Raw genomic sequence first — 19,641 nt, 5'->3', positions numbered from 1 at the left:
ACTCCTGAACTTCTGAACTCCTGAACTCCTGGACTCCTGACTCCTGACTCCTGACTCCTGACTCCTGACTCCGAACTCCGAACTCCGAACTCCGAACTCCTTTTTTTATGGCAGTTACTACCCAGCAATTAATTCAATGGAAACAGCAGGGGCGGGCAATTGTCGCTCTGACTGGCTGGGATTATGCGATCGCTCAACTGCTAGATGCAGCTGGTGTAGACTTAATCCTGGTGGGAGATTCTTTGGCAGTAATTCTTGGGTATGAGACAACGCTGCCAATTACTCTAGATGAAATGATTCATCATGCTAAAGCTGTGCGTCGTGCTGTAAAACGCGCTCTTGTTGTTGTCGATTTACCATTTTTAACTTATCAAGAAAGTGTTTCTCAAGCTATGCAGTCTGCCGGCAGGGTGCTGAAGGAAACCGGCGCACAAGCGGTAAAATTAGAAGGTGGACATCCGGCAATGGTGGAAACTGTGGCCAGGCTGGTGCAAGCTGGTATTCCGGTGATGGGTCATGTCGGGTTGACACCACAATCTGTACATCAACTGGGTTTACGACAACAGGGAAAAAGCCCAGAAGCTGGTGAGAGAATTTTAAATGAAGCGATCGCTCTCGAACAAGCTGGTGTATTTTCAATAGTGTTAGAACATATCCCTGCTCATTTAGCATTACAAATTACTCAAAAATTGCGTATTCCTACTATTGGTATCGGTGCAGGTTCGGACTGCGATGGTCAAGTATTAGTTACTTCTGACATTATCGGACTTTCAGAAAAACAACCGCCCTTCGCCAAAGTTTATACAAATTTACGAGAACATATTACTCAAGCTGTGCAGAAATATGCTGTGGAAGTACGCGATCGCCAATTTCCGTAATTAGAATTAGAGTTCTCCAATTAAAAAAATATCCCAAAATTTCTTGTGGTGCGGGCCGAAAAGCCCGCTAATAATACAAGGACGGGCAAGATGCCCATCCCACAAGATTGGATCATCTTTTTTGTGGAGTTCTCTTAAATATTTAAACCTGCCTAGGCAGGTTTATTTTTATCTTATTGAACTTGAGCAGGGTCGATTCCTAAATCTTGCAACTTTTCGGCTAACTTTTGCGATCGCACTTCTGCCAACTGAGCGCGTTCTTCTGCCTCTATAATCTGTTCTTGCGGTGTCAAATACCGCTTGCCGTCATTATCATACCAATACAACCATTCCCGGTTTAAACCACCATAATTTCCCTGTTCAGAACCAATTCCTAAGCCAATTTCTGGTAGCCATACAGGATTTCCTGCTTGTAACTCATACTTCCCATTCACTAACTTATGTACTTCCAAACGTGGTTTGCGACGACGACGAGAAGAATAAATCACATAATATCGCACACCCAAGTCCGCATATTCGTCCAGTTTAATGGTGTACTCCTTGCGATAATTTGGAGAAACCACTTCTAGGACTAAAATGGGGACAACATTTTCATCCCACAACACATAACTAGGGCGTAATTCCTCATCATAACAACGTTCCACTCCCAAGCTCAGAAACCCATCTGGCACCATTGGCAGTTCATCAGGGTGATAATAAATCCCCATATTTACCCCAAAAAACCAGTCCATGCGTTCAGACCAAAGTATCAGCAGTATTGATTTCAGCAATCCTGGAATTAATTCTTGTAGTTCGTTATCCACAGGTGTTTCATCAGAATCGGGTAACTCTTCAGCCGAGGGTAAGTACCTTGGTAGGTGGAAATTTAACATCACTACTTCTCCCAACACTCACCACAATTAATTATAGAATTATTATTTTGTTCAGGCGATATAGCAGGAGTCAGGAGTCAGGAGTTCGGAGTTCGGAGTTCGGAGTCAGGAGGAAGTAAATTAGATATATAGCAATTGCCTGGTAGCGTATGGAGATAAAAACTCACTACAAAACTTAAACACCAATAGAGTTTCACTCAGTTATCCTGTTAAGAGTCCCCTGCTTGCTATATATAGAAACGCATAATTCTTGCTGAATTGTTACAGATAAAGACTAAACTTAAAAGTCTTGTGCAGCAAAACCTGTAAATTTAAATGAAGTAATCATGTCTAAGGTTCTTGTCTCCGATCCGATTGACCAGGCTGGTATTGACATCCTTTCCCAAGTTGCTACGGTTGATGTCAAAACAGGTCTTAAACCAGCAGAACTGATAGAAATTATTGGCGAGTACGATGCGTTGATGATCCGTTCTGGAACTCGCGTCACTCAAGAAATTATTGAAGCTGGCACACAATTAAAAATTATTGGTCGTGCTGGTGTGGGAGTGGATAATGTTGATGTTCCTGCTGCTACCCGCAAAGGTATTGTAGTAGTCAATTCTCCAGAGGGAAATACCATTGCCGCAGCCGAACACGCACTAGCAATGATGTTATCTTTATCTCGTCATATCCCAGATGCAAATGCTTCCGTAAAACGGGGTGAATGGGATCGCAAAACTTTTGTAGGTGCAGAAGTATACAAAAAAACTCTCGGCGTTGTCGGGCTAGGTAAAATTGGCTCTCATGTTGCGGCTGTAGCCAAAGCTATGGGGATGAAACTTTTAGCTTATGATCCCTTTATTTCTACAGAAAGGGCTGAACAGATGGGCTGTCAATTGGTAGAGTTAGATTTACTGATGCAGCAAGCAGATTATATCACCTTGCATATCCCCAAAACCCCAGAAACTACCCACTTAATCAATGCCAAAACTTTGGCGAAGATGAAACCAACAGCGAGAATTATTAACTGCGCTCGTGGTGGCATCATTGATGAAGCAGCTTTAGCAGCGGCAATCAAAGAAGGTAAAATTGGTGGTGCAGCTTTAGATGTATTCGAGTCAGAACCTCTGGGTGAGTCTGATTTGCGATCGCTCGGCAAAGATCTCATCCTCACCCCCCACTTAGGGGCATCAACCACCGAAGCCCAAGTTAACGTTGCTATAGACGTAGCTGAACAAATCCGCGATGTCCTCTTAGGACTACCTGCTCGTTCTGCTGTTAACATCCCCGGATTCGGACCCGATGTTTTAGAAGAACTCAAGCCTTATATGCAGTTGGCAGAAACCCTTGGTAACTTGGTAGGACAACTAGTAGGTGGCAGGGTAGAAACACTCAACATCACACTCCAAGGAGAACTCGCAACCAACAAAAGTCAGCCGTTGGTAGTAGCAGCCCTTAAAGGACTACTTTATCAAGCCTTACGGGAACGGGTTAATTATGTCAACGCCAGCATAGAAGCCAAAGAAAGAGGAATTCGCGTGATTGAAACACGGGATGCCTCAGCCAGAGATTATGCCGGTTCACTGCATCTAGAAGCTACAGGTACTTTAGGTACTCATTCAGTTACAGGTGCTTTGTTGGGTGATAAAGAAATTCACCTCACTGATGTTGATGGTTTCCCCATTAACGTTCCACCTAGCAAATATATGCTGTTCACTCTGCACCGTGATATGCCAGGAATTATCGGTAAACTCGGTTCTCTACTTGGTAGTTTTAATGTCAATATTGCCAGTATGCAGGTAGGTCGTAAAATCGTCCGTGGTGATGCAGTCATGGCGCTAAGTATTGATGATCCTTTACCAGAAGGCATCTTAGATGAAATTACGAAAGTACCGGGAATTCGAGATGCGTATACAGTAACACTTTAATTTTGGATTTTGGATTTTGGATTTTGGATTAAAAACAGGTAACAAGTAATTGTTTTTTCCAATTACCCATCACCAATTACCCATTACCAATCTAAAATCTAAAATCTAAAATCTAAAATCTAACATTCTATGGCAAACACCTGGTGGGAACTCAAAATTTTATGTGAACCAGACCTAGAAGATTCTATCTTTTGGCGACTGGAGGGTTTTGGCTGTCGTGGTACAGCTAGTGAAAGCAAAGGTAATTCCTCACTATTAAAGGCTTACTTACCCAGCTTTCAAGCACAGCTATTGGATTTATCTGCTCTATCGTTATGGTTGCGTCAAGATGCTATGTGTATAGGGTTGCCATCTCCCATACTCCATTGGCAATTGATTGATGAGGAAGATTGGGCTAGTAGCTGGAAACAATATTGGCAACCTCAAGAAATAGGCGATCGCTTTCTGATTAACCCCGCATGGCTACCACTACCAGACTCATTAGAACGGTTGGTTATTCGTCTTGATCCAGGTGTTGCATTTGGTACGGGTAATCATGCTACAACCCAGTTGTGTTTAGAATCTCTAGAAATGCGCCTCAGTCAAGTTCCTGAAGCTTTTGTTAGTAAAAATGATAAAAAACAATCTCTAATAATTGCGGACATTGGCTGCGGTTCTGGCATTCTTTCCATTGGTGCGGTACTGCTGGGAGCAGAAAAAGTTTATGCAGTAGATACTGATCCTTTGGCAGTACAATCAACTTTCAGCAATCGCGCCCTGAATGATATGAATTCAGAACGCTTAATCCCAACTGAGGGCAGTGTAGAAATTCTCACTAAAATAATTACTCAACCAGTAGATGGTATTGTCTGCAATATTTTAGCTGATGTAATTATTGAGTTAATTCCAGAAATGGGAGCTATTGTTAAACCCACTACCTGGGGTATCTTTAGCGGTATTTTACTAGAACAATCCAAAGCCGTTGCTGATGTCTTAGAACAAAATGGCTGGGTTGTGGCTACTCTCTGGAAAAGAAAAGAATGGTGTTGCTTAAATGCCCGTCGTTCATGATGTGGGGAGATGAGGAAGATGAAGGAGATAATGGTTTTGAGCGGAGAAAGAAAATCAAATATCAAAAATTTCTGTCACCTGTCACCTGTCACCTTCCCCCAAATTAAATGAGAGTTTTGAGATGTTGGACTAACTGTGGTGCTTGCACTACACCCTCAATTCTATCCACAGGTTGACCTTGCTTAAATAATACTAGAGTTGGTAAGGCAGCAATTTGGTATTGGCTGGCTAACTCTTTATACTTCTCTGTGTCAATTTTGACGATTCTTAAACGATTGTTCAATTGGGCATTGACTTGTTCTAAAATTGGCACCATCATCTGGCAGGGGCCACACCAATCAGCATAAAAATCTACCAACACAGGTACATCAGAACCAGACAGCATTTCTTCAAAGCTATTAAATTGCTTTTTAGTAGTCATGTGACACACACCAATTTTTTATTGTTTGTTTTAATGGTAGTTCTTACGTCATGGAAACGGTATATCTTCATATTTTTTTTGCAAAGCTGTTAAATCGTCCAAAACCCTGAAACCCTATTGATATCGTCACGATTTTATTGGGTTTCAGACCTATTTGGGAAAATTGGCAACAGTATTGCTTTATATATTAAGTTGTTGATTAATGCCGGGAGTAAATTATGGATGCTGAGGAATTGCTCAAGCGTTACGCTGCTGGGGAAAGAGATTTTAGTGGGGTTGATTTTAGTGGTGCTAAATTGAGCGGGGTTGATCTTAGAGACATCAATTTGAGTGGAGCTAAATTGAGTAAAGTTGATCTGAGTTGGGCCAATTTGAGTGGAGCTAATTTGAGTAGAGCCAACGCTAGTGCTTGGGGTGATATGAGTGGAGCCAATCTGACCGGAGCTAATTTGACTGAAGCCTATCTCTTGTATTGTGACATGCTGGGTGTCAACTTGGAAAATGCCAATACTAGAGGAGCTAGACTTGGGTCTTTGGAAAGCGCTTTCGTTCGTAACACTATCAATCCAGATGGAGTCTTTATTGAAGGCCCGATGACTATTGAATAATTCGTCTGTAGAAGACAAGTTCGCTAGTAAAGGAGCATTTAAAGGAGATGGTATATTTGGGAAAAATATGAAGTTGGTTAGTGGAATCACAATTCCTCTAACATACCTCTAAGATACAAGGTTGGGTTGAGGTACGAAACCCAACATTAACAATAAATAAACCTTAAGCGCGATGCCTGCGGCGTTCGCGGAGCGTCTCGAAGAGAGCGTAGCGATCGCACACAACTAAAACTCTACAATCACTGGTGTATGGTCGCTAGGCTGGGTTAACTTCCTTGGTGCAACGTCAATAATACAACTTTTAGCGCGATCGCACAAAACTGGTGTGAGATAATGATGGTCAATCCGCCAACCTAAATTACGCTTGAAAGCAGCAGTACGATAATCCCACCAGCTATAATTTCCTCCTTCTTTGTTAAATTTGCGAAAAGCATCCGCAAAACCCAGTGAAATAACACCTCGTAAAGCTTGGCGTTCTGGCTCAGATGCCATAATGTGATTTTCTATCTTCGCTTTATCGTGAATATCTATATCTTCCAAAGCAATATTAAAATCACCGCACATACAAATATCAGGTTGAGACAACAACACCACCTGCAAATATTTCCGCAATACCGTTAACCAGCGCAGCTTATATTCATATTTATCACTTCCCACCGCAGAACCATTGGGAACATAAAGATTGACAATGCGAACTCCATCAATAACACCAGTAATAACGCGCTTTTGCTCGTCCCATTGTGGTTCTATCTCTGGCAAAATCGCACAGAACCCCATACTCACGTCTTCCAGGGGTTTACGGCTAATGAGTGCAACGCCGTTATAACTCTTCTGTCCGAAAATATAAAGGTGATAACCTAATGTTTCAAAAGGTAAACGCGGAAAATCAGCATCTACGACTTTTGTTTCTTGCAAACACAGGACATCAATAGGATTTTGATTTAACCAATCAATAACCTGTTCTAAACGTGTGCGAATCGAGTTGACATTCCAAGTGGCAATTTTCATGAGTTATTTATCAGTAATGATGGTAGATTAAGAATTATAAAATATGTAAATTTTTCGTGACTATTTACTCTCGATAATTTTTCTATTTTGTTGCTATTTACTCTAAAAAAAGCAGTAAGTAGTTGATCCCTAGCCATAATTTAGTATTGCCAGCTACAAAATATGCGAATTTGTAAAGTCAGCTACAGAATATTCTAATTGTTTATGATCCCCAAGACAGATGAAAATACTAAATCCTCGGTTATAGTTTAAGAGTGCTGCTGGTAGTTAGCTTTTGCTGATGAGATGACATCATGATTTTGTAGGAAATTGATCGTATATTTAGCTGAAATTTTGCTTTTGGGCGGGAAAAAGTTAATTTAAATTTCAGAAGAATAGATACAAATGCTTTATCCTCATAAAATAATGTCAGTTATTAAATCAGTATTGGTAAAATACAACCTTAAATCAATATTATGTTAATGCTGTTAATTGCGGTATGGAATAAAGAAATTTTTCTTGTATAGAACAACCGTAATATCCACAGAATTTAGCGTTTTTAGATTACTATTCACCAGGAAAAAGAGCAAAATATGTAGTTTTTGTCGCCAAGCAGAATTTTTGGCACTTGAAAGTACATATGAATTAGGTTTTAATCAAAAATTTTTTTACCTGTTTACAACAACAATTTTTTTAGGAGGACATTGGTATGAATAAGAGAGCCAACATTTGCCCCTGCTGCGGTGGTTCTATCCTGCGTCATGTCCGTCATGGTGAACTGTATTGGTTTTGTTTGTCGTGCCGGCAAGAAGTTCCACTTTTAAGCATTAATCGTTTGTCTAATTTGGACAGCCGTAACACTGGAGTGCTGACTCAGAAAGCGGTTGATGTAACATCGTCTTGATTTTCATCTGGAATAAAAATACAATCAGCCCGAATTTATTCAGCGCAAGCGTCAGACTATAAATGATGCTTGCGTATTGTTTTAGTTACATTCCACCCTTCTTTTACAGTTGCAGTTAAAAACTTTGTAATTAAGATAGCTGATAACATCATCCGTATATGGTTATGATATAAAAGTAGATAAAACTTAAAGAATATTTATCAAATGCTGATTGACTCTTCTGGCTTATCCAAGGTCAAAGACTCAGTAACCAAACAAATTCTCTTAGGTAACGAACCTAAGCCAGAGTTAATTGCAATACTTGCTGTTTACTTTGTCCAAGGCATATTAGGGTTAGCTCGTCTAGCCGTCAGTTTCTTCCTCAAAGATGAATTACATCTAAGTCCAGTTGAGGTGTCAGCACTGCTGGGAATAGTAGCCCTACCGTGGATGATTAAGCCCTTATTTGGCTTTATATCCGATGGTTTGCCTATCTTTGGCTATCGTCGTCGCCCGTATTTGGTGTTATCAGGAATATTGGGATCTGCGGCTTGGGTGAGTTTGTCCACATTAGTTCATACTAGCTTGGGAGCAACAATAGCGATCGCACTGAGTTCCCTCTCTGTTGCCTTCAGTGATGTCATCGTTGACTCCCTCGTTGTCGAACGTGCCAGATCTGAATCTCAAGCACAGGTCGGCTCCCTCCAATCTATCTGCTGGGGTGCTACCGCCCTTGGAGGCTTGATTACAGCTTACTTTAGCGGCCTACTCTTAGAATACTTCACCACCCGCACAGTATTTTTAGTTACTGCCTTATTCCCCCTCATTATCTCAGCAGCAGCTTGGATAATTACTGAAACACCCATTCACAAAAATACCCCAGGAAATCATCAAACTAATCCCTTCAACGTCTCAACTCAACTCAAACAACTACGCCAAGTCTTCACTCAAAAAGCAATTTGGCTACCCACATTATTTATCTTTCTGTGGCAATCTACCCCTAGTGGAGACGCAGCCTTTTTCTTCTTCTTCACCAACGAACTGCACTTTGAACCAGAATTTTTAGGCAGAGTTCATTTAGTCACCAGTTTAGCCTCATTAATTGGCATCTGGATCTTTCAACGCTTCCTTAAAAGCGTCCCTTTTCGCGTAATCTGTGGTTGGAGCATCATCATCTCAACAGCATTAAGAATGACAATATTAGTGTTAGTAACTCACACAAATAGAGCATTAGGAATAGATGACCACTGGTTTAGTTTAGGAGATAGCTTAATTCTCACCGTTATGGGACAAATTGCATTCATGCCCGTGATGGTATTAGCAGCTCGAATTTGTCCCTTGGGAATAGAAGCCACATTATTTTCACTCATCATGTCAATATTTAACTTAGGAGGAGCTATTTCTAAAGAATTTGGTGCATTAATCATGCACTGGTTAGGTATTACAGACACCAGCTTTGATGCTCTATGGATATTAGTAATTATCACTAATTTAAGTGCTTTATTACCTCTGCTATTTATAAAATTATTACCAGAAAAAGAAACTGAAATCACACAATTGGCAGCAACTTCAGCTAACAATTAATTGTACATACAGCGGATTTCATTTAAATGATATACAAACTTGAAAAATGAAACTATTGTAGTGAGGGCATCTTGCCCACTAGATATGAATCTTCTAACCACGAAATTCGCTGTAATTTCAAAAACATGAATACATTAGAAACTCAAGAAAACCAAAATCCAGCAAAATCCTATACTCTGGAAGATTGGCAAGGAGGATATGAATCTCTCTCCCAAGAATTTGATTATTGGATTGATGACATAGAAGGACAAATTCCCCCAGAATTGCAAGGAACACTATTTAGAAATGGACCTGGTTTATTAGATGTAAACGGAAAACGCTTACATCATCCTTTTGATGGTGATGGCATGATTAGCCGCATCTCCTTCACCAAGGGTCGCGCCCATTTTTGTAACCGATTTGTACAAACCAGTGGTTATTTAGCAGAAAAAAAAGCTAAAAAAATCCTTTATCGTGGTGTTTTTGGTACTCAAAAGCCTGGTGGTTGGTTGGCAAATGCCTTTGATTTCAAAATCAAAAATATTGCTAATACAAACGTTATTTACTGGGGTGGTAAACTCTTGGCATTATGGGAGGCAGCAGAACCCCATCGCCTTGACCCCCATACACTCGAAACATTAGAAAAAGAATATTTTAATGGTGTCTTATCCACAGGTGAAGCCTTTAGCGCCCATCCTCGTTTTGACCCTAGTTGCAAACAAGATAATGATGCACCTTGTTTAGTCAATTTCTCTATTAAACCAGGATTATCCACAACGATCACCATTTTTGAGTTAAATCCAGCAGGAGAAATTATTAGAAAGCAATCCCATAAAGTTCCTGGTTTTTGCTTCATTCACGATTTTGTTATTACCCCTAATTACTGCATATTTTTCCAAAATCCTGTTGAATTTAACCCGTTACCTTTTGCCTTGGGAATATGCAGTGCTGGACAATGCATTAAGTTAATTAAAAATAAACCAACTCAGATAATAGTTATCCCCCGCATATCCAAGGCAGAAACACCAAATTTTAAAATTCTAGAAGCTCAATCAGGTTTTATCTTTCATCACGTCAATGCTTTTGAAGTTGGGGATGAAATAGTGATTGATTCAATCTGCTATGAATCTTTATCGGAAGTTGAACCAAATAGCGATTATCGGAAAACTGATTTTGACACCAATTCACCTCCACAACTTTGGCGGTTTCATCTAAATTTAAAAGAAAATGCAGTCCAGCGTCAATTGATAGACAGTCGTGCTTGCGAATTTCCTATTATTCACCCCAATAATATGGGTAGAAAGTATCGTTATTTATACATTGGTGCTGCTCATAATCAAACTGGAAATGCCCCTTTACAAGCAATTCTCAAAGTTGATTTAGAGTCAGGAGACAGACAATTATGGAGTGCTGCACCTCGTGGTTTTGTGGGTGAGCCAATTTTTGTTCCTCGTCCCAATTCTCAACAAGAAGATGATGGTTGGATAATAGCTTTAGTTTATGATGCCGAATATCATTGTTCAGATGTAGTAATTTTAGATGCTCAAGATTTCCTAAAAGGTGCAGTAGCAAAATTACACCTGAAGCATCATATTCCCTATGGTTTACACGGAAGTTTTACGCCTGAGATATTCCTAGATTCCTAATTTTTTCAAGTTGGGAATCTAAATTTTTTAATTGTAGGACTTACGCACAACACAATGAAAGTAGCGGTAATACCCTTCGGGAAGCAAGCTACATGAATTACCGCTATGGAAGAATCCGGTTTTCGGTCACATCTTGTGTAAGTCCTGAATTGTTTTCTTCACTATCACCTTCCCGCTGCCTTTTTCCACAACCAACAGCCAAATTAATTATCTTGACGTTTGATCATTTCAGCGACAATATTAAGCAAAGTATAAAAAATTATTAAATTTAACTGCAATTGTGGATAAACTATTACCTTTTGTGGAAAAAACTGTGGAAAACTTAATCTTTTCCGAGTAAATTCTGTTAAGCATAATTACTCTGTGGAAAACTAGCCTGGTTTTTCCACAGCTTTTCCACAGATACTAATCCCCAGTCTCCAGTCCAAAATTTGTTACTATTATCCTTCACCAGCTGTATCTCAGATTTATGAAATTAGTTTGCGCTCAAAGCGATCTTAGTACCAACCTTTCACTCGTCAGTCGTGCAGTACCATCAAGGCCAACTCATCCTGTACTTGCTAATATACTGCTACAAGCCGATGCTCAAACTAACCAAGTCAGCTTAACAGCTTTTGATCTCAGCTTGGGTATCCGTAGCAGTTTCAGTGCTGAAGTTATCGAAGGGGGTGCGATCGCACTTCCTGCTAGACTACTTGTAGATATCACCTCACGTCTACCAGAAGGCGAAATCACCCTCGATGACGAATCAGGAGACTCTACCGGAGAAGGTTTAATAGTCACCCTCAAACCCAAAAACGGCAAGTATCAAGTCCGCGCAATGGGAGCCGAAGAATTTCCCGAATTACCAATAATCGAAAATTCCGAAGCCATTCAACTCACCACCGCTGCACTCATTGAAGGCTTACGTGGTTCATTATTCGCCACCAGTGCAGATGAAACCAAACAAGTTCTCACTGGCGTACATCTGACAGTTAAAGAAGATACTTTAGAATTTGCAGCGACGGACGGACATCGCCTAGCTGTGCTGGAAACCACTAATGAGCGTCCCCTTGATGGCAACAATCAGCTAGAAGTAACAGTACCAGCTAGAGCATTACGCGAACTACAAAGAATGTTAGCTCATAGCTCATCAGAAGAAACTGTAGCCTTATATTTTGATCAAGGTCAAGTTGTATTTGCTTGGCAAAATCAACGTTTAACCAGCCGCACTTTAGAAGGGCAATATCCCGCGTATCGGCAACTAATACCACGTCAATTTGAGCGACAAGTAACATTAGAACGGCGACAATTTATCAGCACCTTAGAACGAATTGCTGTATTAGCGGATCAGAAAAATAATATTGTCAAAGTCAGCATTGATAATGCCAATCAAGAAATTACCTTATCTTGTGAAGCGCAAGATGTGGGTAGTGGCACAGAATCAATGTCAGCACAAATATCTGGAGAAGATATAGATATTGCCTTTAATGTCAAATATTTAATGGAAGGCTTGAAAGAATTACCATCAACCGAAATCCAAATGCACTTAAATCAAAGCCTTACTCCAGTGATTTTTACACCTTTAGGTGGTTTAAAAATGACCTATTTAGCTATGCCTGTACAACTAAGAAATTAGCAGTGATGTATTTAATTAGGATTTTATCTCGTTCCCAGTTTCTAACTGGGAATGCCATCATAGATCCTCTGGCTCTAATATAACTAAATGCAGAGCCTTTTGAAATTCATTCCCATACAGAGTATGGGAACGAGGAATATTCTGACTCCTGACTTCTAAAGTCTTACACCAAATGTTTAATTGGAATTTCAATCAAGAATTCTGTACCCCTATCTGGTTGCGAATTACATTTCAACAAACCACCGTGTTTTTCCACCACAATTTGATAGCTAATTGATAACCCCAAGCCAGTCCCTTTACCTACTGGCTTAGTAGTGAAAAATGGGTCAAATATTCTTGCCCTGACAGTTTCTGGCATTCCTGGTCCATTGTCACTAATTCTAATTAATACATTTTTAAGATCGCTATTTACTTCTTTAATAGTAGTAGAAATAGTAATGTTCCATACTGTGGGAGTTTCTGCGGTGGATATTTTGTAACTTTCTAAGGCATCAATCGCATTACTCAAAATATTCATAAATACTTGATTTAGTTGCCCAGCATAACACTCTATTAACGGTAAATCACTATATTCTTTAATTATTTTAATACAAGGAAATTCAGGTCTAGCTTTTAAACGATGCTGCAAAATCAGCAAAGTACTATCAATGCCATCATGGATATTAACTTCCTTCATTTCAGATTCATCAAGTCGCGAGAAATTTCGCAAAGATAAGACGATTTGCCGAATGCGCTCAACTCCAATTTTCATGGAATATAAACTTTTAGGTAAATCTTTGATCAAAAATTCTAAGTCTAATTCTTCTGCCAGTTCTAAAATATCTTCACTTGGTTGTGGGCATTCTTGCTGATAGAGATTGAGCATACTCAGTAAGTCTTCAGCATATTGATTGATATGAATGAGGTTGCCAGAAATAAAGTTAACTGGATTATTAATTTCATGGGCTACACCTGCCACAAGTTGCCCTAAAGAAGACATTTTTTCAGTTTGAATAAGTTGAGTTTGAGTAGCTTGTAGTTCATTCAGTGTTTGTGTGAGTTGTTCTGCTTGTTGCTGAGTTTTTAACAATAATTCAGCTTGTTGAATTGCTATCCCAAGTTGCGCTGCGATCTGACTAATAAAATTCACTTCAGAGGTTTTCCATTGACGCGGCCCGGTGTGTTGGTAAGTGCAAAGTAACCCCCAGAGTTTTTTTCTAATTAAAATAGGAGCTAATACAAATGCATGAATTTGAAACTGTTCTAGATTATCCACATGACAGGGAGTAAATCCCATTTGGTAAATATCATCTACGGCAAAGGTTTCATTAAAGCGGTATCTTCCTCCTTCAGTGTCTTGTAAATAAGTATCATTCCAAATTGTATTGATACCAAGTTTAGATTCATTGAACCAGTTGGGACTAGCAGCTTCAAAATCACCAACAAATTCCCCACCCCAATCAGCACTGAATTTATAAACCGAAACACGATCTGATTTGATTAATTGACAAACTTCTTTTGTGGTAGTTTTAAAGATTGCATCAGTATCAAGAGATTGGCGAATTTTGTTAATGACTCCAAATACAGCTTGTTGTTGTTCGGCAGTCCTTTGCATTTCTAATGTCCGCTTATGGACTTGTTTTTCTAAATTTTCATTAAAACTTTGCACCTGTTGGTAAAGTTCATATTGCTGAATGGCAGAAGCAAAATGGTTGCTAATTTCTCTAGCTAGTTCAATTTCTTCATCTGTCCATTTTTGAGCTTGTCCTTGTTTAGATTCGCTCCACAAGTCAAAAGATAGACGAGGATAAAGTTGTCTGTTGTCTGGATCAAATTTACCAGCCCAAAGGGTTTCTGTATCTATTTCGTTGCGAAAAATGCTTAAATAACCCACTAATTCTTGTCGATAGTGGAGGGGAATCATTAAAATGCTGCGGATTTTTGTGGGTTTAAAAGCAAGTTGGACAATGCGTAAATTAGAATCTTGATAGATATCAGGAATTGCCCAAATGTTGTATTGACCAGATTTGTAATGTTCCTGCCAGACGCTATATTGCTCTAACAGTGGATATATATTTTGTTCAGAAATAACAGGTTGCTGTCCGCATACATAAAGCTGGAAACAATTGCTCCCAGGAACTAAACATTTTGCTAAAGATTGAAAGCTGCTATGTTGAAAGTCAAAGGCATTATGTCTGATGCATAACCTACCCCCAACACCATTAAAAGCGGCAACTGTGGCTTCTAAGGCTGGCTGTAAAACTATCGTAGGTAGTGAATGGAGGAGGGTAGCGATGCGGTTAATTATAGCTTCTCGTTCGGCTTTGGCACGAGCTTGGGTGAGGAGATGACTTTGTGCGATCGCTACGGACAACTGTTCTACCACCATCTGCATCGCTTCTAGTTCATGTTCCGCTACATCACGGGCTTCAGAATGATGAGATACTAACAATCCCCACAGTCGATCTTCATAAATAATCGGTGCAACGACAGAAGACTTAACCCCCATAGCCGTTAAATATTCCACATGACATGGATCTACTGAACGGTACAGAATCTCTTCAGAGATAATTTCCCCCGTTTCTAAATCACGCTGAGGACTTTGACTAATCTGTCTAGAATCAACGTTCACTACAGAACGCACCCGCGACTTAATAAACATTTCACGCGCATCAAGCGGAATGTCATCAGCAGGGAAATTCAACCCTAATAAGGATGGTATCCGATTTTCATAAATGGATTCAGCAATTACCTGACCACTGCCATCAGCATGAAATTTGTAAATCATGACTCGCTCAGTCCCAAGTAAAGACTGAACTTCCGCTGTTGTAGCTGTGATAATATCTTTCAACTCTAAGGACTGCCGGATGCAATTTGTAATCCGACGCAGTAAGGTTTCTTGAGACATATCTGTCCTCTGGTTTAGTGGAGGGATAGAAACCATCTTTTTTATACAATAATTAATATCTTACTATAGTCGATTCTTGAGCTTAATAATATTTAAAGGTTTCCCTGTAAGCTTTATCTACGTAAGTATACGGTCACATACTAACTGGAAGCAAAAATCATGAAGTTGATGATAAATTTACGCAAAATTATAGTCAGATAACTCTTAAAAGGTAACAGGTGATCAAAACAATTCAAAATTGTGCATCCGGCAGATTACTTTCACAAAAAGTAAAAACTTTTACCTGTTGCCACCGATAATTGATAGCTTTTTTTTCACCTGTCACCGTTCGGAGTTCGCCTAGCGCCCCTCACTTGAACCGCTGACGCTCACCGTGGAAGCCTGTCGCCTACACCTTTACAATTTCAGAAAAGCGGATTTTTAGATAATCATCTTCCATCTTTGCACCTGATGGTTGCAGCGCTGCTAAAGCCTGTGGTAAAACCAAATTACGGCGATGATTACCAATAGTAATATTTAATTCATCGCCACTTTTACTTAGTTGAACTTGATTTTTAGGAATGCCAGGTAAATAAAGCTCTAAGCTGTATTGATTATTCTCTTGTACAACTCTAATAGTTGTTTCTTTGTAATAAATCTGAGTTGGATCTTCATCTGGGTAAAGAGTTTCCTTGAGTCTCTCTAATGCTGCCAAACCGCACATTTCTTCAGAATAAAGAGGTACTTCTTTCACAGGTAAAGGGTGAAAGTTATCATGAATTTCTTGGCGGTATTGTTCTTGATTCTCTTTCCAACGTTGGAAAAATGGATCTTTAACTTCTTGGGGAATAATGCGATTAGCTACAATTAAATCTGTCGCTACATTATATAAACTGAGATAAGCATGGGCGCGGAGAGATTCTTTAATCACCATTTTTTCTGGGTTGGTGACCAGACGGACTGAGGTTTGAGTATTATCAGTTAATACTTTTTCCAGTGCCTCTATTTGTTCATAAAATTCATAAGGCGCATCCATCACTTCTCTATCTGGTAAAGAAAAACCAGCAATTGGTCTAAAAATAGGTTCAACCAGAGGTCGAAGTGCGACAGAGATGTTTTGAAAAGGTTTGTAAAAACGTCGCATATACCAGCCGCCAACTTCTGGTAAACTTAACAGACGTAGTGCAGTACCGGTAGGGGCAGAATCAATTATCAAAACGTCAAATTCCCCTTCATCATAGTGACGTTTCATCCTTACCAAGCCGAAAATCTCGTCCATGCCTGGTAAAATCGCCAATTCTTCCGCCTGTATCCCGTCTAAACCCCGTGCTTGCAAAACTTGGGTAATGTAACGTTTTACAGCACCCCAATTACCTTCTAATTCTTGCAACGCGTCGAGTTCTGCACCCCACAAATTGGGACGTACTTGTCGAGCATCATGCCCCAATTCTATATCAAAGCTGTCTGCCAGAGAGTGAGCAGGATCTGTACTTAAAACTAGTGTCCGGTAGCCGAGTTCTGCACAACGAAGCCCAGTTGCGGCAGCGACTGAGGTTTTACCCACGCCACCTTTACCTGTCATTAAAATTACACGCATGGATAATTCTGTCCTGCTTTAATTTTGTTTACATTTATTTACATTATAAGAGAGTAGACTGAAAACCCTTGAGTTTCAGTTTTTCACTAATGGCGAGTCTGTGAATATCAACCTTTGTTTAAGGAAAATAGGTGTTGCTTTAAAACATCTAATCGGGAACCATGCCAATAATCAATATGAGAAATTATCAAACTATCGGCATTGAGACGTAGTTCACTCCAACCAGATATGGAAATTCGGGGTTTCCAAGGTAGAGGGGAATTCCAACTAAGTGTCCACTCGCTTTTAATTGTGTCTTCTTGGCGTTGAATGTTATGCAAATCCATTTTTAGATTGAGAAAAAAGGTTTGGATAAATTTAATCATCCATTTATAAAGTTCTAAACCACGAAATTTAAAAACAGGATCTTGAAAATAAACATCTGGCGCATAAATACTGTAAGTTTGATTGATTGGAAATCTTTGATAGTCAGCTTTGAGAATTTCAATAATGTCCATAATGAGAAATTGGCAATATAACAATTCAAAATTACTCCTACGTCACCTATCACCTTGAGTTACTTCTACATAAATATGCTCTAACCGCACAGGCTGACGTGAAATTGAATCAATGGGTATACCGTCAAATTTGGCAATGATCTCTTTTAATTCTAGCGTTTCTGGCAACCAAAAAGCTAAATCGCTCCCATAACGCCGAGTTGTAAAGCCATATTTATCAGCTAGTGCGATCGCTTCTTCTTCTTGTGTAGTTTGTAACACGATAATTTCCTGAGCCGGAATTAAGGTTTTTAACTCACATAAACTACCCTCAGCTAAAATTCTACCATTTTGCAAAATCCCAATTCTATTACAAAGTCTTTCCGCTTCATCTAATAAATGTGTTGTTAATAAAACCGTCATTCCTTGATTTTTAAGTTGGCGAATTAATTCCCAAACTTCATATCTTGCTTCAATATCTAAGCCGGTAGTTGGTTCATCAAGAATTACTAACTGCGGCTGATGTACTAAAGCAACAGCAATATTTAACCTTCTTTGCATTCCACCGCTAAGAGTTTCTACGGGACTTTTGGCTCTATCTAATAAGTTAACAGCAGTGAGAGTTGCTTTTACTTGTTTCTGGCGTGTTTGACTATCTAAACCATAAATAGCAGCAAAAAAATTGAGATTCTCTTCACAAGATAGAGTTTTATACAACAGATTTTCTTGAGGTGCAATCCCAATTAATTTTTTGGTTGCTTCGGAAACAGATTGGTTATTAATTGTAACATCACCGCTGTCTGTAGTGAGGAGATTACAAATAATATTGATTGTTGTAGTTTTACCGGCTCCATTTGCACCTAATAAGCCGTAAATTTCCCCTGAGTCAATATGTAGTTGCAAATCCTGGAGAACTTTTCTACTTTTGTAAGACTTATTTAAGTTTTTAATTTTCAGCATATGTCCACTTCATAAATTTTAGGTTTTGTGAATGTAAGCTTGATTTTCTGATAAAATTGCTTAAAAATACAATAAAAGAGTTTTTTCGAGAGAAAGTCAAGTGACATAAAAAAGTGATTAAGCACATTATTAATACTGATATTGTAACTATTCGCCTGATTATGAATTCCCCCTGCCATGTAGCATTAGCGAAATATATATAAGTATACAGATTGCCAAATAGAATTTTGTGTGATATGACTAAGGATAATTACGCATCACCCTAAATTTTATAATCAAGACACTAGCGCATTCATGGCAGATTAATTCACAAAATTGACACCACCGAAGGCTTATGGTTGATTTTACAGTGGCTATCTGTACCTATAACGGAGAGAATCGCATATTAGATGTCCTAGAGAAATTGCGATCGCAAGTTGGGACAGAGGAAATTTCCTGGGAAATTCTGATTATTGACAACAATAGCACTGATAACACTGCCAAGATAGTACAACAACAAGTATCTAATTGGAGTGAAATTTACCCTCTTGAATATTATTTTGAAGCTGAACAAGGACTCGCTTTTGCTCGCAGATGCGCTATCCGAGAAGCAAAAAGTGATTTAATCGGATTTCTAGATGATGATAATTTACCCTATCCTAACTGGGTAGCAGAGGCTTATAAATTTGGTCAAACTCATGAAAATGCTGGTGCTTATGGGGGACAAATTCATGGAAAATTTGAAGTTGAACCCCCTCCAGGATTTGGAAGAATTGCCCGATATTTTGCTATTTTAGAAGGAAATAAAACCTATTGCTATAACGAAAAATATCAATCAACTAAAAAAAGAATGTTTCCTCCCGGAGCAGGAATTGTCATTCGTAAACAAGCTTGGCTAGAAAGTGTTCCTGAACGTCAACAGATTACTGGAGTATCTGGTAACTCTTTATTAACAAAGTCTGAAGATGTAGAAATGTTATCATATATTTTCTATGCTGGTTGGGAACTTTGGTTTAATAAAGACATGAATATTAATCACAAAATTCCCAAGTCTCGTTTTGAAAGGGGTTATATAATCAAATTTTTTAAAGGAGTAGGGTTAAGTCGATACCAGACGAGAATGATTGCCTATAAACCTTGGCAATTTTTTTTTGTTTTACCTGCCTACATGGTAAATGACGTACTAAAAATAATGCTTCACTTGATTAAATACAGCAGTGTTATTAAGACCGATATAGTTGCTGCTGGAGAAATGGAACTTCTCATAAGTATTTTTATCAGTCCTTTTTACCATTGGAAAAAAAAGATATTTCATAATTAATACAGGTGT

At 39.1% G+C, this 19,641-nt stretch carries 16 protein-coding genes; 9 read left to right on the top strand and 7 right to left on the bottom strand.

The features are described 5' to 3' along the window. Positions 1–107 precede the first annotated feature (107 nt). Positions 108–878 carry a 3-methyl-2-oxobutanoate hydroxymethyltransferase gene (panB, locus tag ACOWPH_RS22280; protein ID WP_015212299.1) on the top strand — a complete coding sequence of 257 codons (771 nt, stop codon included), beginning with the start codon at positions 108–110 and terminating at the stop codon, positions 876–878. A 173-nt stretch (positions 879–1,051) separates the two neighbouring features. Here the strand turns inward: panB and ACOWPH_RS22275 are convergent, their stop codons facing one another. After that, positions 1,052–1,750: a Uma2 family endonuclease gene (locus ACOWPH_RS22275; protein ID WP_015212298.1), complete on the bottom strand. Its 699-nt coding sequence runs from the start codon at positions 1,748–1,750 to the stop codon at positions 1,052–1,054. A gap of 326 nt (positions 1,751–2,076) precedes the next feature. On the opposite strand from ACOWPH_RS22275, the gene serA reads away from it, so the two are divergent. Further along, the gene (serA, locus tag ACOWPH_RS22270) at positions 2,077–3,657 is read left to right on the top strand and encodes a phosphoglycerate dehydrogenase (protein ID WP_015212297.1); all 1,581 of its coding nucleotides are present in this window, start codon (positions 2,077–2,079) and stop codon (positions 3,655–3,657) included. Between the two features lie 129 nt (positions 3,658–3,786). Continuing rightward, positions 3,787–4,707 carry a 50S ribosomal protein L11 methyltransferase gene (prmA, locus tag ACOWPH_RS22265; RefSeq protein ID WP_015212296.1) on the top strand — a complete coding sequence of 307 codons (921 nt, stop codon included), beginning with the start codon at positions 3,787–3,789 and terminating at the stop codon, positions 4,705–4,707. A 103-nt stretch (positions 4,708–4,810) separates the two neighbouring features. Here the strand turns inward: prmA and trxA are convergent, their stop codons facing one another. Then, positions 4,811–5,128: a thioredoxin gene (gene trxA, locus ACOWPH_RS22260; protein ID WP_015212294.1), complete on the bottom strand. Its 318-nt coding sequence runs from the start codon at positions 5,126–5,128 to the stop codon at positions 4,811–4,813. Between the two features lie 218 nt (positions 5,129–5,346). Between trxA and ACOWPH_RS22255 the strand changes: the two genes are divergently transcribed. Continuing rightward, entirely contained in the window at positions 5,347–5,736 is a 390-nt protein-coding gene (locus ACOWPH_RS22255; RefSeq protein ID WP_015212293.1) for a pentapeptide repeat-containing protein, read from the top strand. Between the two features lie 225 nt (positions 5,737–5,961). On the opposite strand, the gene xth is transcribed toward ACOWPH_RS22255, so the two are convergent. Continuing rightward, positions 5,962–6,744: an exodeoxyribonuclease III gene (xth, locus tag ACOWPH_RS22250; protein WP_015212292.1), complete on the bottom strand. Its 783-nt coding sequence runs from the start codon at positions 6,742–6,744 to the stop codon at positions 5,962–5,964. Between the two features lie 688 nt (positions 6,745–7,432). Here xth and ACOWPH_RS22245 point away from each other — a divergent pair. The 4 genes from ACOWPH_RS22245 (at position 7,433) to dnaN (ending at position 12,433) form a co-directional block, all read left to right on the top strand. Beyond that, on the top strand, positions 7,433–7,627 hold the full coding sequence (locus tag ACOWPH_RS22245) for a hypothetical protein (RefSeq protein ID WP_015212291.1): 195 nt from the start codon (positions 7,433–7,435) through the stop codon (positions 7,625–7,627). Between the two features lie 204 nt (positions 7,628–7,831). Beyond that, the gene (locus ACOWPH_RS22240; protein WP_015212290.1) at positions 7,832–9,190 is read left to right on the top strand and encodes a folate/biopterin family MFS transporter; all 1,359 of its coding nucleotides are present in this window, start codon (positions 7,832–7,834) and stop codon (positions 9,188–9,190) included. A 125-nt stretch (positions 9,191–9,315) separates the two neighbouring features. After that, positions 9,316–10,815 (top strand): carotenoid oxygenase family protein, encoded by a 1,500-nt coding sequence (locus tag ACOWPH_RS22235; protein ID WP_042464373.1) that lies wholly within the window; start codon positions 9,316–9,318, stop codon positions 10,813–10,815. A 469-nt stretch (positions 10,816–11,284) separates the two neighbouring features. Next, the gene (gene dnaN, locus ACOWPH_RS22230; protein WP_015212288.1) at positions 11,285–12,433 is read left to right on the top strand and encodes a DNA polymerase III subunit beta; all 1,149 of its coding nucleotides are present in this window, start codon (positions 11,285–11,287) and stop codon (positions 12,431–12,433) included. A gap of 163 nt (positions 12,434–12,596) precedes the next feature. On the opposite strand, the gene ACOWPH_RS22225 is transcribed toward dnaN, so the two are convergent. The 4 genes from ACOWPH_RS22225 to ACOWPH_RS22210 all read right to left on the bottom strand — a co-directional run bounded on the left by ACOWPH_RS22225 (position 12,597) and on the right by ACOWPH_RS22210 (position 18,332). Further along, positions 12,597–15,320 carry a GAF domain-containing protein gene (locus ACOWPH_RS22225; protein ID WP_015212287.1) on the bottom strand — a complete coding sequence of 908 codons (2,724 nt, stop codon included), beginning with the start codon at positions 15,318–15,320 and terminating at the stop codon, positions 12,597–12,599. 388 nt (positions 15,321–15,708) lie between these two features. Further along, positions 15,709–16,896, bottom strand: a complete 1,188-nt coding sequence (locus tag ACOWPH_RS22220; RefSeq protein WP_015212286.1) for a TRC40/GET3/ArsA family transport-energizing ATPase — start codon at positions 16,894–16,896, stop codon at positions 15,709–15,711. Positions 16,897–17,003: 107 nt separating this feature from the next. Continuing rightward, positions 17,004–17,393: a DUF2358 domain-containing protein gene (locus ACOWPH_RS22215; RefSeq protein WP_015212285.1), complete on the bottom strand. Its 390-nt coding sequence runs from the start codon at positions 17,391–17,393 to the stop codon at positions 17,004–17,006. 42 nt (positions 17,394–17,435) lie between these two features. Then, complete coding sequence (locus tag ACOWPH_RS22210; protein ID WP_015212284.1) at positions 17,436–18,332, bottom strand: ABC transporter ATP-binding protein; 897 nt, start codon at positions 18,330–18,332, stop codon at positions 17,436–17,438. A gap of 334 nt (positions 18,333–18,666) precedes the next feature. On the opposite strand from ACOWPH_RS22210, the gene hpsE reads away from it, so the two are divergent. Further along, a complete protein-coding gene (gene hpsE / locus ACOWPH_RS22205) occupies positions 18,667–19,632 on the top strand; it encodes a hormogonium polysaccharide biosynthesis glycosyltransferase HpsE (RefSeq protein WP_015212283.1) in 966 nt (321 codons plus the stop codon). Positions 19,633–19,641: the final 9 nt, after the last annotated feature.

The sequence above is a fragment of the Anabaena sp. PCC 7938 genome (assembly GCF_049315035.1).
Classification (GTDB): domain Bacteria; phylum Cyanobacteriota; class Cyanobacteriia; order Cyanobacteriales; family Nostocaceae; genus Anabaena; species Anabaena cylindrica.
This window is presented reverse-complemented; position numbering and strand designations above follow the sequence as displayed.